The organism is Idiomarina seosinensis (genome assembly GCF_044797955.1).
Taxonomy (GTDB): domain Bacteria; phylum Pseudomonadota; class Gammaproteobacteria; order Enterobacterales; family Alteromonadaceae; genus Idiomarina; species Idiomarina seosinensis_A.
This window is the reverse complement of the sequence record NZ_CP085211.1, coordinates 1,919,795-1,938,322: the sequence shown is the minus strand read 5'-3', so window position 1 is coordinate 1,938,322 and position 18,528 is coordinate 1,919,795. Positions and strand designations below refer to the sequence as shown.

The 18,528-nt window shown below is 48.5% G+C and carries 20 protein-coding genes; 19 read left to right on the top strand and 1 reads right to left on the bottom strand.

The window, feature by feature from the left end; translation table 11 throughout:
- Window positions 1–43: 43 nt before the first annotated feature.
- The 19 genes from LG288_RS09205 to glnB all read left to right on the top strand — a co-directional run bounded on the left by LG288_RS09205 (window position 44) and on the right by glnB (window position 17,654).
- Window positions 44–1,048 (top strand): sensor histidine kinase, encoded by a 1,005-nt coding sequence (locus tag LG288_RS09205; RefSeq protein WP_404399898.1) that lies wholly within the window; start codon window positions 44–46, stop codon window positions 1,046–1,048.
- Window positions 1,041–2,402 (top strand): sigma-54-dependent transcriptional regulator, encoded by a 1,362-nt coding sequence (locus LG288_RS09200; RefSeq protein WP_404399897.1) that lies wholly within the window; start codon window positions 1,041–1,043, stop codon window positions 2,400–2,402. The genes LG288_RS09205 and LG288_RS09200 overlap by 8 nt, the downstream gene beginning before the upstream one ends.
- 77 nt (window positions 2,403–2,479) lie before the next feature.
- Entirely contained in the window at window positions 2,480–2,812 is a 333-nt protein-coding gene (gene fliE, locus LG288_RS09195; RefSeq protein ID WP_404403082.1) for a flagellar hook-basal body complex protein FliE, read from the top strand.
- A 46-nt stretch (window positions 2,813–2,858) separates the two neighbouring features.
- Window positions 2,859–4,550, top strand: coding sequence for a flagellar basal-body MS-ring/collar protein FliF (gene fliF, locus LG288_RS09190; RefSeq protein WP_404403080.1), 1,692 nt, complete (start codon window positions 2,859–2,861; stop codon window positions 4,548–4,550).
- A complete protein-coding gene (gene fliG / locus LG288_RS09185; RefSeq protein ID WP_404399896.1) occupies window positions 4,543–5,589 on the top strand; it encodes a flagellar motor switch protein FliG in 1,047 nt (348 codons plus the stop codon). Before fliF ends, fliG begins: the two co-directional genes overlap by 8 nt.
- Window positions 5,590–5,610: 21 nt before the next feature.
- On the top strand, window positions 5,611–6,357 hold the full coding sequence (gene fliH / locus LG288_RS09180; protein WP_404399895.1) for a flagellar assembly protein FliH: 747 nt from the start codon (window positions 5,611–5,613) through the stop codon (window positions 6,355–6,357).
- A gap of 2 nt (window positions 6,358–6,359) precedes the next feature.
- The gene (fliI, locus tag LG288_RS09175; RefSeq protein ID WP_404399894.1) at window positions 6,360–7,703 is read left to right on the top strand and encodes a flagellar protein export ATPase FliI; all 1,344 of its coding nucleotides are present in this window, start codon (window positions 6,360–6,362) and stop codon (window positions 7,701–7,703) included.
- A gap of 3 nt (window positions 7,704–7,706) precedes the next feature.
- Window positions 7,707–8,165, top strand: a complete 459-nt coding sequence (gene fliJ / locus LG288_RS09170; protein WP_404399893.1) for a flagellar export protein FliJ — start codon at window positions 7,707–7,709, stop codon at window positions 8,163–8,165.
- Window positions 8,166–8,282: 117 nt separating this feature from the next.
- The gene (locus LG288_RS09165; protein WP_404399892.1) at window positions 8,283–10,145 is read left to right on the top strand and encodes a flagellar hook-length control protein FliK; all 1,863 of its coding nucleotides are present in this window, start codon (window positions 8,283–8,285) and stop codon (window positions 10,143–10,145) included.
- Between the two features lie 67 nt (window positions 10,146–10,212).
- Window positions 10,213–10,749, top strand: coding sequence for a flagellar basal body-associated protein FliL (fliL, locus tag LG288_RS09160; RefSeq protein WP_404399891.1), 537 nt, complete (start codon window positions 10,213–10,215; stop codon window positions 10,747–10,749).
- Window positions 10,750–10,765: 16 nt separating this feature from the next.
- On the top strand, window positions 10,766–11,830 hold the full coding sequence (fliM, locus tag LG288_RS09155) for a flagellar motor switch protein FliM (RefSeq protein ID WP_404399890.1): 1,065 nt from the start codon (window positions 10,766–10,768) through the stop codon (window positions 11,828–11,830).
- A 32-nt stretch (window positions 11,831–11,862) separates the two neighbouring features.
- Entirely contained in the window at window positions 11,863–12,306 is a 444-nt protein-coding gene (gene fliN, locus LG288_RS09150) for a flagellar motor switch protein FliN (protein WP_404399889.1), read from the top strand.
- Between the two features lie 7 nt (window positions 12,307–12,313).
- Window positions 12,314–12,661 (top strand): flagellar biosynthetic protein FliO, encoded by a 348-nt coding sequence (fliO, locus tag LG288_RS09145; RefSeq protein WP_404399888.1) that lies wholly within the window; start codon window positions 12,314–12,316, stop codon window positions 12,659–12,661.
- Window positions 12,636–13,382, top strand: a complete 747-nt coding sequence (fliP, locus tag LG288_RS09140; RefSeq protein ID WP_404399887.1) for a flagellar type III secretion system pore protein FliP — start codon at window positions 12,636–12,638, stop codon at window positions 13,380–13,382. Before fliO ends, fliP begins: the two co-directional genes overlap by 26 nt.
- Before the next feature lie 9 nt (window positions 13,383–13,391).
- Window positions 13,392–13,661: a flagellar biosynthesis protein FliQ gene (gene fliQ, locus LG288_RS09135; RefSeq protein WP_404399886.1), complete on the top strand. Its 270-nt coding sequence runs from the start codon at window positions 13,392–13,394 to the stop codon at window positions 13,659–13,661.
- Entirely contained in the window at window positions 13,662–14,444 is a 783-nt protein-coding gene (fliR, locus tag LG288_RS09130; RefSeq protein WP_404399885.1) for a flagellar biosynthetic protein FliR, read from the top strand. It begins immediately after the preceding gene.
- An 8-nt stretch (window positions 14,445–14,452) separates the two neighbouring features.
- Complete coding sequence (gene flhB / locus LG288_RS09125) at window positions 14,453–15,580, top strand: flagellar biosynthesis protein FlhB (RefSeq protein ID WP_404399884.1); 1,128 nt, start codon at window positions 14,453–14,455, stop codon at window positions 15,578–15,580.
- A gap of 77 nt (window positions 15,581–15,657) precedes the next feature.
- The gene (locus LG288_RS09120) at window positions 15,658–17,301 is read left to right on the top strand and encodes an NAD+ synthase (RefSeq protein ID WP_404399883.1); all 1,644 of its coding nucleotides are present in this window, start codon (window positions 15,658–15,660) and stop codon (window positions 17,299–17,301) included.
- Window positions 17,302–17,315: 14 nt separating this feature from the next.
- Window positions 17,316–17,654: a nitrogen regulatory protein P-II gene (gene glnB / locus LG288_RS09115; RefSeq protein ID WP_404399882.1), complete on the top strand. Its 339-nt coding sequence runs from the start codon at window positions 17,316–17,318 to the stop codon at window positions 17,652–17,654.
- A gap of 35 nt (window positions 17,655–17,689) precedes the next feature.
- On the opposite strand, the gene LG288_RS09110 is transcribed toward glnB, so the two are convergent.
- The gene (locus LG288_RS09110) at window positions 17,690–18,448 is read right to left on the bottom strand and encodes an outer membrane protein assembly factor BamD (protein WP_404399881.1); all 759 of its coding nucleotides are present in this window, start codon (window positions 18,446–18,448) and stop codon (window positions 17,690–17,692) included.
- Window positions 18,449–18,528: the final 80 nt, after the last annotated feature.

The window sequence follows — 18,528 nt, the reverse complement described above, 5'->3', positions numbered from 1 at the left end:
GCATAGTCAGAGTTAAGTTGTTTTACTTATCTCAGAGGAACCTATGCAGGCACATCATTCGTTGATCGACGTCATGCCTAATGCCGTGATTCTGGTTGATAGCCACGGAGTAGTCGAACATTGTAACGACAATGCGCAACGATTACTTAATTCGGCCTTAATCGGCAAGCTCTGGCGGCAGTGTGTTGCTGAGAACTTTTCACCGAAAGCCGACGACTGGCATGAAGTGTCTTTGCGTAATGGTCATCGTGTAAAGGTTGATATTTCGGCTTTGCAAGATGAGGACGGTCAGTTAATTGTGCTGACCGATTTAACTGAAACGCGTCGATTACAGGAAAAAATTAGTCACCTGCAACGCCTGTCAGCTATGGGCCGAATGGTGGCGTCACTGGCACATCAAATCCGCACACCTTTATCGGCCGCCATACTGTATGCCCATAACCTTAGCAAAACGGATCTACCGCCGGCTAAACAACAGCGTTTTTCTGAAAAGCTGCTTTCGCGCTTACAGTCACTCGAACAACAAGTTAATGACATGCTGTTGTTTGCTAAAAGTGGTGACAAGCAAGTTCTGCAAGTTCTGCCGGTAAATGAGATCCTTGATACGGTGTTAGCCTCGGTAAAGCCTTATGCCGACAGTAAAGACATTGTTATCAAGGTCGACCTGGAAAATCATGCCGTTGATATTAAAGCCAATAAAGTCAGTGTCAGTGGAGCAATTCAAAATCTGCTGACCAATGCTATTGATGCTAGCCAGCCCGGCCAGCAAGTGGTGCTTAAAAGTTGTCATGACCAAAACGATTGGCTGTGCTCGGTAAGTGATGAAGGTACAGGTATTCCCACAGAAATCGAACACCAGCTGTTAACCCCTTTTGTCACCAGCAAAGCTAATGGCACCGGCCTGGGTCTTGCTGTTGTCAGTACCGTCGTAAAATCTCATCAAGGCTCGTTACGCTGGAGCAGTGAACCCAATGAAGGAACTGAGTTCACGGTTAGTTTTCCCATTTATCAACAACACAGCAGCATTGCAGAGGTGTGTTATGGCTAAAGCCAAGGTTTTGATTGTCGAAGATGATGCTAATTTGCGTGAGGCAATCATTGATACGCTGGAGCTGTCAGATTATCAGTGTGTTCAGGCTGAAAGTGGTGAGAAAGCACTGCTGACCTTAAAAAACAGCAAAATAGACTTGATTATCAGTGACGTACAAATGCCGGGTATTGACGGGTTGCAACTGCTGCGCAGCCTGAAAAACCAGGGTTACAGTATTCCGGTAATTATGATGACAGCCTTTGCTAAAGTTGATGATGCGGTCATTGCAATCAAGGAAGGGGCTGTGGATTATTTAAGTAAGCCCTTTTCGACCGAGGCACTGCTGCAGTTAGTGCAGCGTCATCTGCCTCCACAAACTGAAACTGAGGCGTCGGTTATAGCTGAAGATCCAAGCAGTTTAGCGCTATTAGAAATGGCAAATAAAGTTGCCGCAACGGATGCCACGGTAATGATTACCGGGTCCAGTGGCACAGGTAAAGAAGTGCTGGCGCGTTATATTCATGAGCAGTCCAGCCGGAATAAAGCACCGTTTGTGGCCATTAATTGTGCTGCGATACCTGAAAATATGCTTGAATCAATTTTATTTGGCTACGAAAAAGGCGCCTTTACCGGCGCTACACAAGCCTCACCCGGTAAGTTTGAACTGGCCCAGGGTGGTACCTTATTACTTGATGAGGTGACCGAAATGGATATAAACCTGCAGGCCAAGCTTTTGCGTGTACTGCAGGAACGTCAGGTTGAACGGCTGGGTGCGCGTAAAGGAATAAGCCTGGATATTCGCGTGATAGCGACCTCTAACCGCGATTTACAGCAAGCGGTTAAAGATGGCACATTTAGGGAAGACTTACTTTATCGATTAAATGTTTTCCCGTTACGCTGGCGCGCTCTGAAAGAGCGTCCGGGCGATATCGTCCCGATTGCTAATGCGCTGCTAAACCGGCATAAGACCCGCCTGGGTGTAAAAACCGAGGTGAGCTTTGGCGAAAATGCAAAACAGGTTATGCAGAATTACAGCTGGCCTGGCAATATTCGTGAGCTGGAAAATGTCATCCAGCGCGCCCTGGTACTGCGCAATGGTACCGAAATTGCGCCAAAAGATTTGATGCTGGAAGTCGTGGTGCCGGACGCTGTTTTGCCGGAGCAGGTTGAAACACCTTCAGCCATGCCGGCACGAACTGAAGAACCCGATGCGCTGGGCGACTCTTTGTTTCATCAGGAATACTGTATTATCAAGAAAGCTTTGCAGCGACATAAGGGCAAACGCAAGCCTGTAGCCGAAGAGCTGGGCATATCAGCGCGAACTCTGCGTTACAAATTAGCCAAAATCCGCGATCAAGGGTTATCTATTTAACTAAATACTAAGTTGGCATTTAAATTGCATTATTACTGTTAAGAAATCCATGAGTGGAAATTTTGACGGAGAAGATGATGAAAGTCGATGCCAACGCAGCCTACCAACAGTGGCAAGCCTTATCCGGCGTCAATGCAAGTCAGGATAAAGCAACGAATGTCAATGCTCTGCCCGGTAACACGGCCCAGGCTGACTTCTCAAATATGCTGAAAAATGCCATTGATAACGTTAATGAGCTACAGCAAACCTCCGGCGATTTAAAAACTCGAATGGAACTGGGTGATCCCAATGTCTCGCTTGAGCAAACGATGATTGCCAGCCAAAAGTCCAGTATCGCGTTTGAAGCAACAGTTCAGGTAAGAAACAAAGTTGTTGAAGCGTATAAAGAAATCATGTCTATGCCGGTTTAACCGGATCTGAGGTAGGAGTTAAAGCGTGGCTGAATCAACTGATTTGATGGTAACTGACCCAAATATCAATAACCAGAGCAGCGGTAATGAAGGTGGCGGGAAAAAATCAGGCCTGATGGACATGATTGGCAACTTTGACATGTTACGTCAGGTTGTTGTCGTGCTGGCGCTGGCAATCTGTGTCGCTATTGCGGTATTTATCATGATATGGGCGCAGGAACCAAGTTACCGGCCGCTGGCCCGCATGGAAACAGAGCAACTTGTCAGTACGTTGGATTACCTGGACGCTAACGGCATAGACTACAAAGTTGAGGGCAATACGGTTTCTCTGCCCGAGGAAGATTACGATGCAGTCAAACTGCAGTTAACCCGGGCCGGAGTTGATTACGGCCAGACCGAAAGTAATGGTTCCGAAATCCTGATGAGTGAGCCGGGCTTCGGCGTCAGCCAGCGCTTAGAACGTGAACGCTTAATCCACTCGCGCGAAGTACAATTAGCCCGGGCTATTGAAGAAATGAAAGCGGTATCGGCTGCCCGCGTGTTGTTGGCGGTACCAAAAGAGAATGTTTTTGCGCGTCGAGAAAAACAACCTAAAGCCTCAGTGATGCTGAATGTGCGCGGCTCCCAGTCAATGAGCGAGGAAGAAGTAGCCTCTATTGTTGATATGGTTGCCTCTTCGGTAACGGGGTTACAAACCGAGCATGTTACGGTTACAGATCAAAACGGCCGGCTGCTTAACTCGGGGTCGCAAAGCGCTCTGGCCGCGCAAAGTAGTCGGGAATACCAGCTTGAACTGAAGCGTGAACAAGAACTGCGTCAGAAAATCGACAGTATTCTTATCCCGGTGCTGGGTTATGATAATTATACCGCCCAGGTTGACCTGAGTATGGACTTCACCCGGAAGGAAGTGACCCAGCGTCAGTATAATCCGGACATGCCAGCCATCCGCAGTGAAATGACAGTAGAAAACCGTGCTACCGGAGGCAGTGCCGGCGGCATTCCGGGGGCGTTAAGTAACCAGCCGCCGCTGGAATCTGATATTCCCGAGCAAGCGACTGGTGGTGATCAACAATCACAATCCAGTGGCAGTATGCATCGTGAAGCAACGCGCAATTATGAACTGGATAACACCGTAAGCTATACACAAAACCAGGCAGGCGTCATTGAGCGACTGAGTGTTTCTGTGGCGGTGAATCACTCCTCGCAGCAAAACGCAGAGGGGGAAACTGAACAGGTACCGCTTTCTGAGGAACAGATAAGCAATATCCGCCGCTTGTTACAGGGCGGGCTGGGCTTTAATTTAAGCCGCGGTGATTCGATTGAAGTGGTTTCAGTACCTTTTGCTAAGCTTCCGGACTTGGGTGAAGTTGAGCCCGCTATCTGGGACCAGCCCTGGTTTTGGCGCGCGCTGCGTCTGGTTATGGGCGCGCTGGTTATTATGGTGCTGATTCTGGCTGTGGTTCGGCCGATGCTGAAAAAGCTAATGAATCCGACTCAGGACTACGAAGATGATGCGCATGCTCTGCTTGATGATGACGAGAGTATGGGCGATGAGACCATTGATCTGTTATCCTCTCAATTCGACGAAAGTTCAGTCGGTTTTGGACCAGACGGTAGTCTGCAGTTACCGGACCTACATAAAGATGAAGATCTGTTAAAAGCGGTGCGGGCGCTGGTAGCGAACGAACCAGAACTGTCCTCTCAAGTTGTGAAAGCGTGGTTAAACGAAGATGCCTAATACAGAGATGCAGACCCAGAAGCGTGAATCAGAAGTTGATGTTCAAAGCTTAGAGGGTGTTGAAAAAGCAGCGATTTTACTACTCAGCCTGTCAGAGGAGGATGCTGCGCAAATTCTTAAACATCTGGAGCCCAAACAGGTGCAGAAAGTCGGTACCGCTATGGCGAGTCTGGAAGACTTTAACCAGGATAAAGTTAATGCCGTTCACAACTTATTTTTAGAAGAAATACAACGGTTTACCAATATCGGCTTTAAGAGCGAAGAGTTTGTACGTAAAGCACTGACTTCGGCTCTGGGTGAAGACAAAGCCGGCAACCTGATTGATCAAATTGTGATGGGCGGGGGGTCTAAAGGGCTTGACTCGCTTAAGTGGATGGACTCGAAACAAGTCGCCACCATCATCCGTAACGAGCACCCGCAGATACAAACGATTGTATTATCTTACCTGGATGCGGAGCAAAGTGCGGAAATCATGGCACAGTTTACTGAAAAAACGCGCCTGGATTTGATGATGCGAATTGCCAATTTAGAAGAAGTACAGCCGGCTGCACTGCAGGAACTGAACGAAATTATGGAAAAACAGTTTGCTGGTCAGGCAGGTGCTCAGGCAGCGAAAATGGGCGGCCTGAAAGCGGCTGCCGATATTATGAATTATCTGGATACCAACATCGAAGGCCAGTTGATGGATGCTATCCGCGAGCAAGACGAAGAAATGAGTCAGCAGATACAGGACTTGATGTTTGTCTTCGAAAACCTGGTGGAAGTCGACGATCGTGGCATCCAGGCCTTGCTGCGTGAGGTAGAGGGCGACACCTTACAAAAAGCACTGAAGGGTGCTGATGATAGTGTCAAAGATAAAATCTTCAAAAACATGTCCAAACGTGCCGGCGATATGCTGAAAGACGATCTGGAGGCGATGGGTCCTGTGCGGATTAGTGATGTCGAGGCCGCACAAAAAGATATTCTGGCAACGGCCAGACGTTTAGCCGATGCCGGTGAAATTATGCTGGGCGGCGGTGGCGGCGATGAATTCTTATAATGAGGCAGGTAATACGCAGCGATGAGCGACGGGCATAAAGGGACAGAAAAATGGCAGTTTCCGGATATAACGTCTGATGACTATTTAAAGGGGGATAAGACCAACGCACTAAGTAAGCCCAGTCGCTGGCATTATGAGCCCCCTGAGCAAGATGACGAAGAAGAGGAGCTAAAGCCTTTAACGGCTGATGAACTGGAACAAATTCGGGAAGCTGCTCGCGAAGAAGGCTTTAAAGCCGGTTATAATCAGGGTCATCAGGAAGGTCATCAGAGTGGCCATCAGGAAGGTCTGGAGCTTGGTCAAAAAGAAGGTTTTGAGAAAGGCTTTGAACAGGGTATGGCCGATGGTAAAGCAGCGATGGAAGCGCAGAGCCAGGGTTTAACCGAATTACTGAATAATTTGTCTCAGCCGGCACGCAAGCTAACCGACGAAGTCGAAGCCGAAGTACTGGAAATGGTCTTTGCCCTGACTGAGGCGATCTGCCTGGATATCCCCCACCAACAGCCGGACATTGTTAAAAAAGCCGTTCGCGAAGCGCTGGATGTTTTACCGGTAACCGACCAGAAGGTAGTGATTCATTTAAACCCTGACGATCTTGATCTTATTGAACAGTTATACGATGAAGAAGAGTTAAAACAACAGGGCTGGTTGTTAAGCAAAGACGAGTTGCTTGAGCGGGGCGGATGCCGGGTAACTACCGACAGCTCGTCGGTGGATTACACCATCAGCAGTCGCATCAAAAGTGTCTTTGATAAAGTAAAAGGCTGATAATGAGCGAAACCATAGTCGCAGGGCTTAAAAAAGCACGGCAGCGTATCCAGAAACCTCCCGTTCTAGTGTCGGGATACTTAACCCGGGTGGTTGGTTTAATGTTTGAAGCTGTTGGGGTGCGGGCTCCTATTGGCTCAAGTTGTCTGGTCGAGTCGGCTAATGGCGAAATTGAGGCGGAAGTTGTCGGTTTTGAAAACAACATCAGCTATTTAATGCCAACGCAGGATGCCGCCGGAGTGGTGCCCGGGGCTAAAGTAAAACCCCGCACAACAAAATCTGAAATCCCCTTTGGTATGGACTTACTTGGCCGTGTGATTGATGCGCGCGGCAATCCGCTGGACAGTAAAGGTCCCATCATTAATGACCAGCAACGCAGTTACCGCAGCCAACAAGTAAACCCTCTGAACCGTAGGCCGGTAAAAAAACCACTGGACGTGGGTGTGACCGCCATAAATGCCTGTATTACCGTTGGCCAGGGTCAGCGTATGGGCTTATTTGCCGGTAGTGGCGTCGGTAAAAGTGTATTGCTGGGAATGATGACCCGCGGTACCGATGCCGATGTGATCGTCGTTGGCCTGATTGGCGAGCGGGGGCGTGAGGTCAAAGAGTTTATTGATGAAATTTTGGGCGAAGAAGGACTGCAGAAGTCTGTGGTAGTCGCAGCACCAGCAGACCAGTCACCACTGCTCCGGCTGCGAGGTTGCGAAACTGCTGCCGAAATCGCTGAATACTTTCGTGATCAGGGCCTGAATGTTTTGCTGTTAATGGATTCGTTAACTCGTTACGCCATGGCGCAGCGTGAAATTGCTCTTGCTGTTGGTGAACCGCCGGCCACCAAAGGCTATCCGCCCTCGGTGTTTGCAAAGTTACCGGCTTTGGTCGAAAGAGCCGGTAACGGTGGTGAGGGGCAGGGCTCGGTAACGGCGTTTTATACGGTATTGACCGAGGGCGATGACCTGCAGGACCCGATTGCTGACTCGGCCCGGGCCATTCTTGACGGACATATTGTTCTTAGCCGGGAGCTGGCGGATGCGGGCCATTACCCGGCAATCGATATTGAGTCTTCAATCAGCAGGGTAATGCCGCAGGTGGTATCAGAAGAGCACATGCAGTACGCAGTCCAGGTTCGTAAATGGTACTCAAATTATCGCCGTAACCGAGACCTTATTGCTATTGGAGCTTACAGCCGCGGCTCGGATCCTGCCATTGATCAGGCTATTGCGATGCAGCCAAGGGTTGAAAACTTTCTCCAGCAGCCGATGAAAACCGTGGTCAGCTACGATGAGAGTCTGATGCAATTAATGCAGGTGGTTAAACCGCAACAGCGCCAGCGGAACCGTTAATAGATGGCCGATATAAAGCAAATGAAAATGTTGCTTGAACTTGAGCAAAAAAAAGTTGATGAAGCTGCGGCTCAGTTTGCTCAGGTGCAGCAACAAGTTGACGACGAAAAGCAGCGGTTAAATGGCCTGGCGCAGTATCGGCTTGACTACCTCAAACAACTTCAGCAACGCGGTGGTGACGGAATATTGTCACAGCAGTTTGGTCAGTACCACGGCTTTGTTGGTAAATTAGATGAAGGCCTTGAGCATTTGCACAAGTCGGTGACCCGCTTGCAGCAGGTTGCCGAGCAGCGCCGGCAGCAATGGCTGGCACAGCGCAGAAAGTATGACTCGATAGAACATTTAATAGAGAAGCAGGAGCAGCGAGAGGCAGCTGTTCAGGCAAGACGGGAACAAAAAGACCTGGATGAGTTTTCCAGTCAGCGATTTATCAGGGCTGCACGCCAGCGAAACAACAAATGATTAGTCTTGGTATGAAAGTTGCTTAATAAAATTGATTAATAGATAACCGTCAAGTAATCAGGTTTACCATCATAACCGAACCGCTAATGCGTTAGCGAAAAATTAGTGAGACCCATTATGCATCAGCTATTAACAGCGGCAATACAATCGGCGCTTTCGTCCAAAGGCACAGCGGAATCGAAGCTGTCTGCAGAAGATGGTTCTGCGGAAACCGGTAAGGGTGAGTTTGCCCGCGCGTTAATGGCAGGTCTGGAAACAGCCGATAGTGAAGAAATTCAGCTAAAGGACGCGTCGGCAATGGTTAAGCTGATGGTAACGGAGGAAGCGTCTGCGGGAAGCGAAAGCGAAGGTATGCAGCGTTTTGAGTTTGACGATAAAGTAGTAGGCGAACCGGTCCAGGCGCCTATCTTAGAGGTGCTCGAAGCTATGCAGAAATTACTGCCGAAGAGTGCAGAGGCCGATGAAGTCAGTCAACAGCAAGAGCTACCTGTAGCGGAAGATATTGAAGCGGCCATCGCAAAAATTGATGATGTACTGGCTGCGCTACAACTACCGGAACTGTTACCGGAACTGTCAAGCCAACAACGGCAAGAGTTTGCCGTCGACTATGTTGACCGCCTTTCGCCGGAACAGCGTCAGCAGCTTTTGGACATGGATATCAGTGCGGCAGGCGAGGCCATCACTCGTATCGCCGAGCAACTTGAGCAGCGGACCAACACCGTGGCCTCTGTTGACACCCTACCCGCGGCCGCAGTAAAGCAAACTGACGAGAAACAGGCCGTTGAGCTCGATCAGGATACTGTCGACTGGCTGACGCGCCAGCTGCAGGCTCTACCGGAGCAAAATAGCCGCACTTCAGAAACTCAACAAGCCGAGCAACAGGTTGAACCGATCAGGCGCTTACAAAAAATAGTCGATGCGTTACCTAACTCAGAATTAAAAGCGGAGCTTGGTAAGCAGCTGCAACAGATTCAACAGTCTCAACAAATTCAGCCATCAGTGGCGATTAGCGATGGCGATGTAGAAGCATTGAAAAACCTGACTTCAGAGCAACGTCAGCAACTACAGCAGTTAGTCGATGCGTTACCAAAATCAGAATTAAAAGCGCAGCTCAGTCAGCAACTGCAACAAGTGGAACAATTGCAGCAGCCATCTTTACAGCAGGCGCAGGCATTACAGCAACCCGTTACAAGTCGCAATGAGACCGCTGTGAACCAAGCGACCCCGCCGCAGCCTGCCGTACCCAGTGCGCTAAATACAGAACAACAACAGCCGTTGCAGAAGATTGTCGATGAACTGCCTGATTCTGACTTAAAAACTCAGTTAAAATCCTCGCTTTTAACCGAGCAGGGCGTCAAACTAGGTGAGCAGCAGATTAATGAGAATAAAGCATCAACCGTGTCACTAACGGCAGCAACTGCGGCAACAACTGCGGCAACAACTGCGGCAACAACCCAGGTTGGCAGCGAGCCAGATACCCTGCTAAGTCAGCAGATTAATGCTCCACAAACGACCGTTAAAGCGGCAGAAACCTCATCAACCGCGCAAAGTCTGATGCAGGCGATACAAAAACCCTTTGATCCTCAGCAGTCCGAAGCCTCTCAGAAGCTGCAGGAACGCATCAATATTATGTTGAGTAAAAATATTCAGCGGGCCGACATAAGAATTGACCCGCCCGAATTAGGCCAGTTGCAGGTTCGTGTCAATATGAATAGTGAACAAGCCAGTGTTCAGTTTCAGGTACAATCTCAACAAGCACGGGAAGTAATCGAGAATGCTATGCCGCGGTTACGTGAGATGCTGGAACAGCAAGGTGTTGCGCTGGCGGATACTGACGTTAAAGAACAGCAGCAAGGTGGTTCATCAGACCAACAACATCAGTCCGGCGCCGGCTCAGAAGCAGAAGAAGAGCAGCAATATCAAATTGCTATGGATAATGGAAAACCGGTGGCATTGGGTTCGGTAGATTTCTATGTATGAGACTGTAAATTATAGTGATAAACGCTATAGTGGCAGAACTTAATTTTGTTTTGAGCAGGTACAGTGAATGGCTGAAGAAAACGAGCAGGAAGAAGGCTCAGAAGGCAGCAAAAAAAAGCGGCTGATGATAATGGCCGGCGCGGCGCTGGCTGTGGTCTTAGTGGTCATTTTTGTGGTTTGGTTTTTTGTTGGTTCAGGTGAGCCGGCTGACAGCGGCAATGCCGATGGTGGCAATTCCAGTCCGCCTGCAACATCAATTGATGACAGTCAGGCTCCGGAAGTGGGTAACGCACTTTATGTGGGCATGCCCAGAGCCTTTGTGTTTATGGTACCGGGCGATGCCCGTGAACGCACTGTGCAAATTAAAGTTCAGTTAATGGTGCGTGGTGAAAGTAGTGAAGAGTTAGTTAAGCGTCATATCCCTTTGATAGAGGGTACGCTTCATGAAGTTTTTAGCTCGTCTACCGCAGAAGAACTAAAAACCGTTGAAGGAAAGGTAAAATTAAGAGAACTTGCCCGGCAAAGAGTGCGCGAAGCGCTACTAGAGGTAACCGGAAAAAGGTTAGTCGAGCAGGTGTTATTCACCGGCATGGTCATGCAATAACAGAGCGATATGGGTTGTGAGCGATTTATTATCACAAGACGAAATTGATGCGCTGCTGCACGGCGTAGACGATGTTGATGAGGAGGATCCCGAGTCCTCGGGGGCGGGATCCGATGCCCTGGATTACGATTTCTCTTCGCAGGATCGTATTGTCCGCGGGCGGATGCCAACACTGGAAATCGTTAACGAACGGTTTGCCCGGCATATGCGGGTGAGCTTGTTTAATATGATGCGACGTACAGCGGAGGTGTCCATCAATGGTGTGCAGATGCTCAAATTTGGTGAGTACGTACACACCTTATTTGTTCCTACCAGTCTTAACATGGTCCGGTTTCGGCCCCTAAAGGGAACGGCTCTGATTACCATGGAAGCGCGGTTAGTATTTATTTTAGTAGACAACTTTTTTGGCGGCGATGGCCGTTACCATGCCAAAATCGAAGGCCGGGAATTTACTCCGACTGAGCGCCGCATCATACAGATGCTGCTTAAGTTGATTTTTGAAGATTATAAAGAAGCCTGGGCACCGGTGATGGACGTCGGCTTCGAGTACCTTGATTCTGAAGTTAACCCAGCCATGGCGAATATTGTGTCGCCTACTGAGGTCATTGTGATTAGCTCTTTTCACATTGAGCTTGATGGTGGCGGCGGCGATTTTCATATTGCCTTACCGTACTCCATGTTAGAGCCCATTCGGGAGCTGCTTGATGCCGGTGTGCAATCGGATAAAGAAGATACCGATATGCGCTGGAGCAAAGCGTTGCGCGACGAAATAATGGACGTACCCGTTGAGATGATCGCGAAACTGGCAAATCTGGAGTTGTCATTGCGCGAAGTAATGGATTTGGAAGCCGGCGATATTATCCCGCTGGAAGTCCCTGATAACTTAACGGTTATGGTTGAGGACTTGCCAAGCTTCCACGCTAAGCTGGGCCGCTCTCGCGAAAACGTAGCACTTAAAATCACTGAAAAAATTAAGCGGCCGGAAACCGTCAAATCAGACATCCACATGTTAACTCGTGGAGGCCGCCGGATTGGCGGAGATGCTGAACTTCGGCAGTTAGAAGAAGATATCGACTTATAGCGGTTAGCGCTAAGCATTGATGAGGTTACCTAATGAGTAATGACGATAAAGATATGGACGACTGGGAAGCGGCGATGGCCGAACAGGCAGCTTCCGAGGAAGAAGGCTCTGGTGGCGACGACAGTGACCAGGGCTCAGAACAATCGGGTATGAAAGGCGTTAAAACGGCCGAGCTGGAAGAGCTTAATGAAGACTCGAGCATTAATGATGATGACCGCCGGAAGCTGGATGCTATCCTGGATATCCCGGTCACCATTTCGATGGAAGTCGGGCGCAGTCAAATCAGCATACGTAATTTACTGCAGTTGAATCAGGGCTCCGTGGTCGAGCTTGAGCGAGTTGCAGGCGAGCCGTTAGATGTTTTGGTTAACGGCACTTTGATTGCCCATGGTGAAGTGGTCGTGGTTAATGATAAATTTGGGATACGTCTGACTGATGTTATTAGCCAGATTGAACGCATACGCAAGCTGCGCTAGTTTATTGATGCTGCTAAGCCCGGTGGCAGCAGCACAAAAAACTGAGGCAGAGTCTCCGTTAGCCGGAACCGACATAGGCGCCATGTTACTGGCGCTTATTGTCGTTTTAGCGGTCATTATTGGATTGGCTGCTGTGGTTAAGCGGTTTAATTTAAAACTGCAGGCAAATCCTGACATGAAGGTGATTAGCGCCATGTCACTGGGCACTAAAGAGCGCCTTATCATCGTTGATGTTGCCGGTACAAAATTGTTGTTGGGGGTAACTTCGGAACGCATTGAGTGTTTGCGCGAACTCCCCGATACGGTCGAATTAAAAGGACAACGAAAAAATGATCCGAGCGCTCCTGGCTCTTAGCTTTATCTTGCTGGCTTTAGTTCCGGAGGCCGCATGGGCGCTGCAGGACATTAGTGCTGTAACGGTAAAGACCAACCCTGATGGTAGCGAAGAGTATTCGGTAACCTTACAAATACTTGCCATCATGACCGCGCTGACGTTTATTCCGGCGATGGTCATTATGATGACATCCTTTACCCGGATTATCATTGTCCTGGCGATCTTAAGGCAGGCAATTGGTCTGCAGCAATCGCCTTCTAACCAGGTGCTGCTGGGTATTGCGCTGTTTTTGTCGTTTTTTATTATGGCTCCGGTACTTAACGAAGTTAATGATAAAGCGTTGCAGCCTTACCTGAACGAAGAAGTGACCTCCATGGAGGCGCTGGACAGGGCTAAGGCGCCGGTTAAAGCCTTCATGTTAGCGCAGACCCGGCTTACGGATTTGGAAACCTTTATCGAAATATCGGGCGAAGAAAATATTGCTGAGCCTGATGATGTCCCTATGTCAATTTTGATTCCTTCATTTATTACATCAGAGCTGAAAACCGCGTTTCAGATTGGCTTTATGATGTTTATTCCTTTTCTGATCATTGACCTGGTGGTTGCCAGTGTTCTGATGGCTATGGGTATGATGATGTTGTCGCCGATGATTGTTTCGCTACCCTTTAAGTTAATGCTGTTTGTATTGGTCGACGGCTGGAGTCTGACCATGAGCACCCTGGCCGGCAGCTTTGGTATATAGGAGACCGGTATGAGTCCAGAAGTCTTTCTTGATGTCTTTTCAGAAGCACTGAAAGTTATTGTGACTATGGTCTCATTTATCATTGTTCCAAGCTTATTGGTGGGTTTGGTGGTTGCAGTGTTTCAGGCTGCGACGTCGATAAACGAGCAGACCTTAAGCTTTTTACCTCGTCTTATCGTGACATTGGCGGTGGTGGGCCTGGGCGGACATTTCCTGACCGAATTAATCATGGACTTCACGTTAGAAATGTACGCCCGCATACCGGAAGTCGTTGGTTAAATGGATATTGTTACAGCCACTATTATTGAGTGGTTAGAGCAACACTTGTGGCCGTTAATCCGTGTATCTTCGATGATCATGAGTATGGCACTGTTTTCCGGAACGCTGGTTAATGCCCGCGTTAAAACACTGTTATCAGTCGCTATCATTTTTGCTGTGGCTCCGGCCTTGCCCACCATTACGACCCCTTATGAAATGACCTCTGTTGCCGGCTTTGTGATTACTGCCCAGCAGGTATTGATTGGGGTAGGGCTGGGGCTGCTGTCCGTCATGTTTTTACAGGCCTTTGTCCTTGGTGGACAAATTATTGCAATGCAAATCGGGTTAGGTTTCGCCTCTATGGTTGATCCCTCAAACGGTCAGCAGGTGCCGGTTGTGGCACAATTTTTCTTGATGCTGGCTAGTTTGATTTTTTTAGCGTTGGACGGGCATTTATTGATGATCCAAATGGTTGTTGCCAGCTTTGATTCTATTCCTGTTGGCTTGTCCGGTCTGGATGCGGATGCGTTTCGCATGATTGCTGACTGGGGCAGCTATATGTTTTCTGCCGCGCTGGCTGCAATGTTGTCGGGCATTATTGCGCTGTTGCTGATTAATTTAAGCTTTGGCGTTATGACCCGGGCATCACCGCAACTGAATATTTTTGCTATTGGTTTTCCAATTACGATGGTCAGCGGCTTAATCGTTATGTGGCTGACGCTGGGGGGATTTATTTTTCACTTTGAAAATCTGTGGGCACAAGTCATCCAGACCATGTGCCGGTTGATTGGCAGCCAGTGCTGAGGTGCTAAATGGCAGAAACTGATCAGGAACGCACAGAAGACCCCACAGAAAAACGAAAACAGCAGGCCAAAGAAAAAGGTCAGATAGCCCGCTCGAAAGAGATGGGCACAGCGTTTGTGTTAGTCAGTGCAGCTGTCGCCTTTTTGTGGTTCGGTGATGGTCTGCTGGCGGGTTTACGCTCGGTGTTTCGTAGCTTCTTTACACTGGATCGTCAGGATGCCTTCGATACCAGTAAAATGTTTGAGGCCTTTGCTGTAGCCTTTGGTGAAATTGTCGGGCCGATTCTGATTATCTTCGCCTTTATTTTGGTGTTTACGTTCTTTGGCAATAGCTGGCTTGGGGGCATTAACTTTTCCTGGCAGGCGATGGCACCGAAGTTTTCGCGAATGAATCCTCTTAATGGTTTTAAGCGCATGTTCGGTGTACAAGCACTAGTGGAACTGGTTAAGGGTATTGCCAAGTTTCTGGTGGTTGCCGTTGCGGCTTTTTTATTGCTTAGCTGGCAATACGATAATATTTTGCAGATATCCATGGGGCAAATGCCCAATATGATGGAAAATGCGCTGGACATCCTGATGTGGATGTTTCTGCTAATGTGTTGCTCAATCTTTTTGATTGTCGTTATTGATGCACCCTTTCAGTTGTGGAAGCATCAAAAAGACTTACGCATGACAAAACAAGAAGTTAAGGACGAACACAAGGACTCGGAAGGTAGCCCTGAAGTTAAAGGCCGTATCCGCCGCTTACAGATGGAAATGGCAAATCGCCGCATGATGGAGGACGTACCAAAAGCCGATGTGGTAGTTACTAACCCAACACACTTTGCGGTTGCTCTGCAGTACGACGATAATGGCCCGAAAGCACCGGTTGTTTTGGCCAAAGGTACAGACGAAACGGCGGCCAAAATCCGCGAAATTGCCCTGGAGTACGAAATTCCGCTGGTGCAGTCTCCTGCCTTAGCTCGTTCCATTTACCATACAACAGAGATTGAGCAGGAAGTTCCACAAGGGCTTTTTGTTGCTATCGCTCAAATCCTGGCCTACGTTTACCAGCTGAAAATGCACAAGAAAGGTAAAGCGAAGCGGCCTAAGAAACCGGCCAGCGACTTGCCTATTCCGGAAGATTTAAAATACTGATGCGTTATTTGCCCTGTTGCCATAGCTACTATATCATTCGCACCCAATGATGATTTATTAACACGGAATTACAGTTTATGTCGCAGCTCTCAATTGGCTTGGCTCAGCTAGATTTTACCGTTGGTGCGATAGATGCGAATACCGCGATCGTTTTAAAAACTATTAGAGAGCAGAGTGCCCAGCACGACATTCTGATTTTCCCCGAGCTCGCGGTAACCGGCTACCCACCAGAAGATTTACTAAACCGAGACGACCACCAACGGGCAGTTGATAATGCCATTGAGCAAATCAGTGCAGCAGCTTCCGATTGCGTTGTTATTATCGGCCACCCCTACAGAACTGGCGAGCAACTGTTTAACACCTTATCGGTTTTGCACCGTGGCGAGTGTCTGGTGCGTTATCATAAACAACGACTGCCAAACACGGGCGTGTTTGACGAGCAACGTTATTTTCTTGCAGGGCAAAAAACTGAAGTTTTTGAATGGAAAAACAAACGCATTGGGCTGTTTATTTGTGAGGATTTGTGGAGTCCTCAGCCATTAGCCGAGCTGGCGGCCGATGAAGTCGACCTGATCTTGTCCATTAATGCCTCACCCTATGAAATGGACAAACATCGTCAGCGTATGACGGTATTGCAACAGCGCATCAGCGAAATCAATAAACCGCTAATTTATTTAAATAATTGTGGCGCCCAGGACGAGCTGATTTTCGATGGCCACTCACTGGTACTGGATGCATCGGGTAAGCTCATTGGCGAGCTGCCGCACTGTCAAACCACGTTTGCCTCGGTGACTCTGGCAGAACAACTGCAATGTGATGGTTTTCCCGCTTTTAGTATTACCGACAGTATTAACGAGCAAGACCGGCTCGCTCATATTTATGATGCATTGGTATTGGCAGTGCGTGATTATGCCAGGAAAAACGGCTTTAAAGAGGCGTTGTTAGGGCTGTCAGGTGGCATTGATTCAGCCTTGACGCTGGCAATCGCTGCTGATGCGCTGGGTTCAGATTGTGTCGAAGCCGTTATGATGCCCTTTAAGTACACCTCCAGTATGAGTCTTGAAGATGCTGAAAAACAAGCCACAGCAACTGGTGTCAGTTACCGGGTTATTCCCATAGAGTCAATGTTTGATGCCTTTATGCGGCAGCTCACGCCGATCTTTGAAAATAGCAAAACCGATACGACTGAGGAGAACCTTCAGTCTCGTTGTCGCGGTGTGTTGCTCATGGCGCTGTCGAATAAAACCGGAGCGCTGGTACTGGCAACAGGCAATAAGAGTGAAATGGCTGTCGGTTATGCGACGCTATACGGCGACATGTGTGGTGGGTTTGCGCCTTTGAAAGACGTGCCTAAACAGTTAGTATTTGAGTTAGCTAAGTTCCGTAATACGCGTTCGGCGGTAATTCCTGAGCGTGTGATCAGTCGTCCGCCGTCAGCTGAGCTGGCGCCGGATCAGGTAGATACAGACTCGTTGCCAGATTATGCAGACCTGGATCGAATTCTGGAGCTTTATGTTGAACAGGACTGGTCGTTAACGGAGATTGTTGCTGCGGGCTTTGATGAAGAGGACGTGCGTAATATTTTAAAACGGGTCGACTTAAATGAGTACAAACGTCGGCAGTCTGCCGTCGGTCCAAAGATAACGCAGCGCAATTTTGGCAAAGATCGGCGTTACCCCGTAACCAGTCATTATCGCTATGAAATACAGCGTCAATCCTAATTGGGAGTCATACTATGAAGAAAGTCGAAGCTATTATTAAACCATTTAAGCTGGACGATGTTCGCGAAGCGCTGTCAGAAGTGGGTATTGCCGGTATGACTGTATCGGAAGTGAAAGGCTTTGGTCGGCAAAAAGGTCATACTGAGTTGTACCGGGGCGCTGAATATATGGTTGATTTTTTACCTAAGGTAAAAGTTGAAGTCGTTATTGCAGATGAAGACGTGGACCGTTGTGTTGAAGCAATAATGGAAACAGCCCAAACAGGTAAAATTGGTGACGGTAAGATTTTTATTGCGGATATCGAACGGGTGATTCGCATTCGTACGGGTGAAGAAAACGAACAGGCCGTGTAAGGTCGCGCCAAGTGCGCGACCCAGATACCAGAAGGTTAATTAACTAAGCGGTTGCGCGGGTAATTGGTCCGTAAAACCGCCAAAGCATCGGCTCTTAGTTCATCCAGCCCCAGTTGCTGGTAACTTTCTACCATGATCGCAAGCGCGTTTTCTACTTCAGGCATATCACTGAAATGTTCTACCACATAACGGCCCCGGTTGGCGGCTGCTAAATAAGCCTGGCGCTCCATGTAGTACCGCGCCACAGCGAGTTCTTTTTTCGCTAAACGGCTTTTCAGTGCAATCATTCGCTGTTTGGCGTCTGCCGTGTATTTGCTGTCAGGGAACTTGCGTAGCAATTCGGCAAAATCTTTAAACGCCTCTTGTGCCATCGTCGAGTCGCGGTCAGAACGGTCAATGCCGGCAATTTCCTGAATCGCATTGTACTCAGCCCGCTGGTTAACCAAACCTCTCATGTAGAGAGCATAATCAACATCGCTATGATTGGGGTTAAGGCTGATGAACCGGTCGATAGCAGCAAGGGCTTCGTCTGTATTGTCTAACTTATAATGAACATAGATTAAGTCTAGCTGTACCTGGTGTGCAAAAGGACCAAAGGGGTAACGTGAGTTCAGGGCTGACAGCTGTTCTTCTGCCAGGTTTAAATTGCCCATCTCGAGCTGTTCTTTTGCCTGTTCGTACATCAGTTCAACCTGAGAGAACTTCAAACCCTCGTCAGGGCTGTCTGGGTTGCTGGAACACCCGGCTATAGTAAGCCCCAGCAGCGCTGAGACCAGTAAAATACGACGTTTCATAAAACCTCAAGTCATTACATAACAGTGCAATTACGTGTGCAAACGGTTACACTAACATAGTTTATATTCGTTAGGCATTC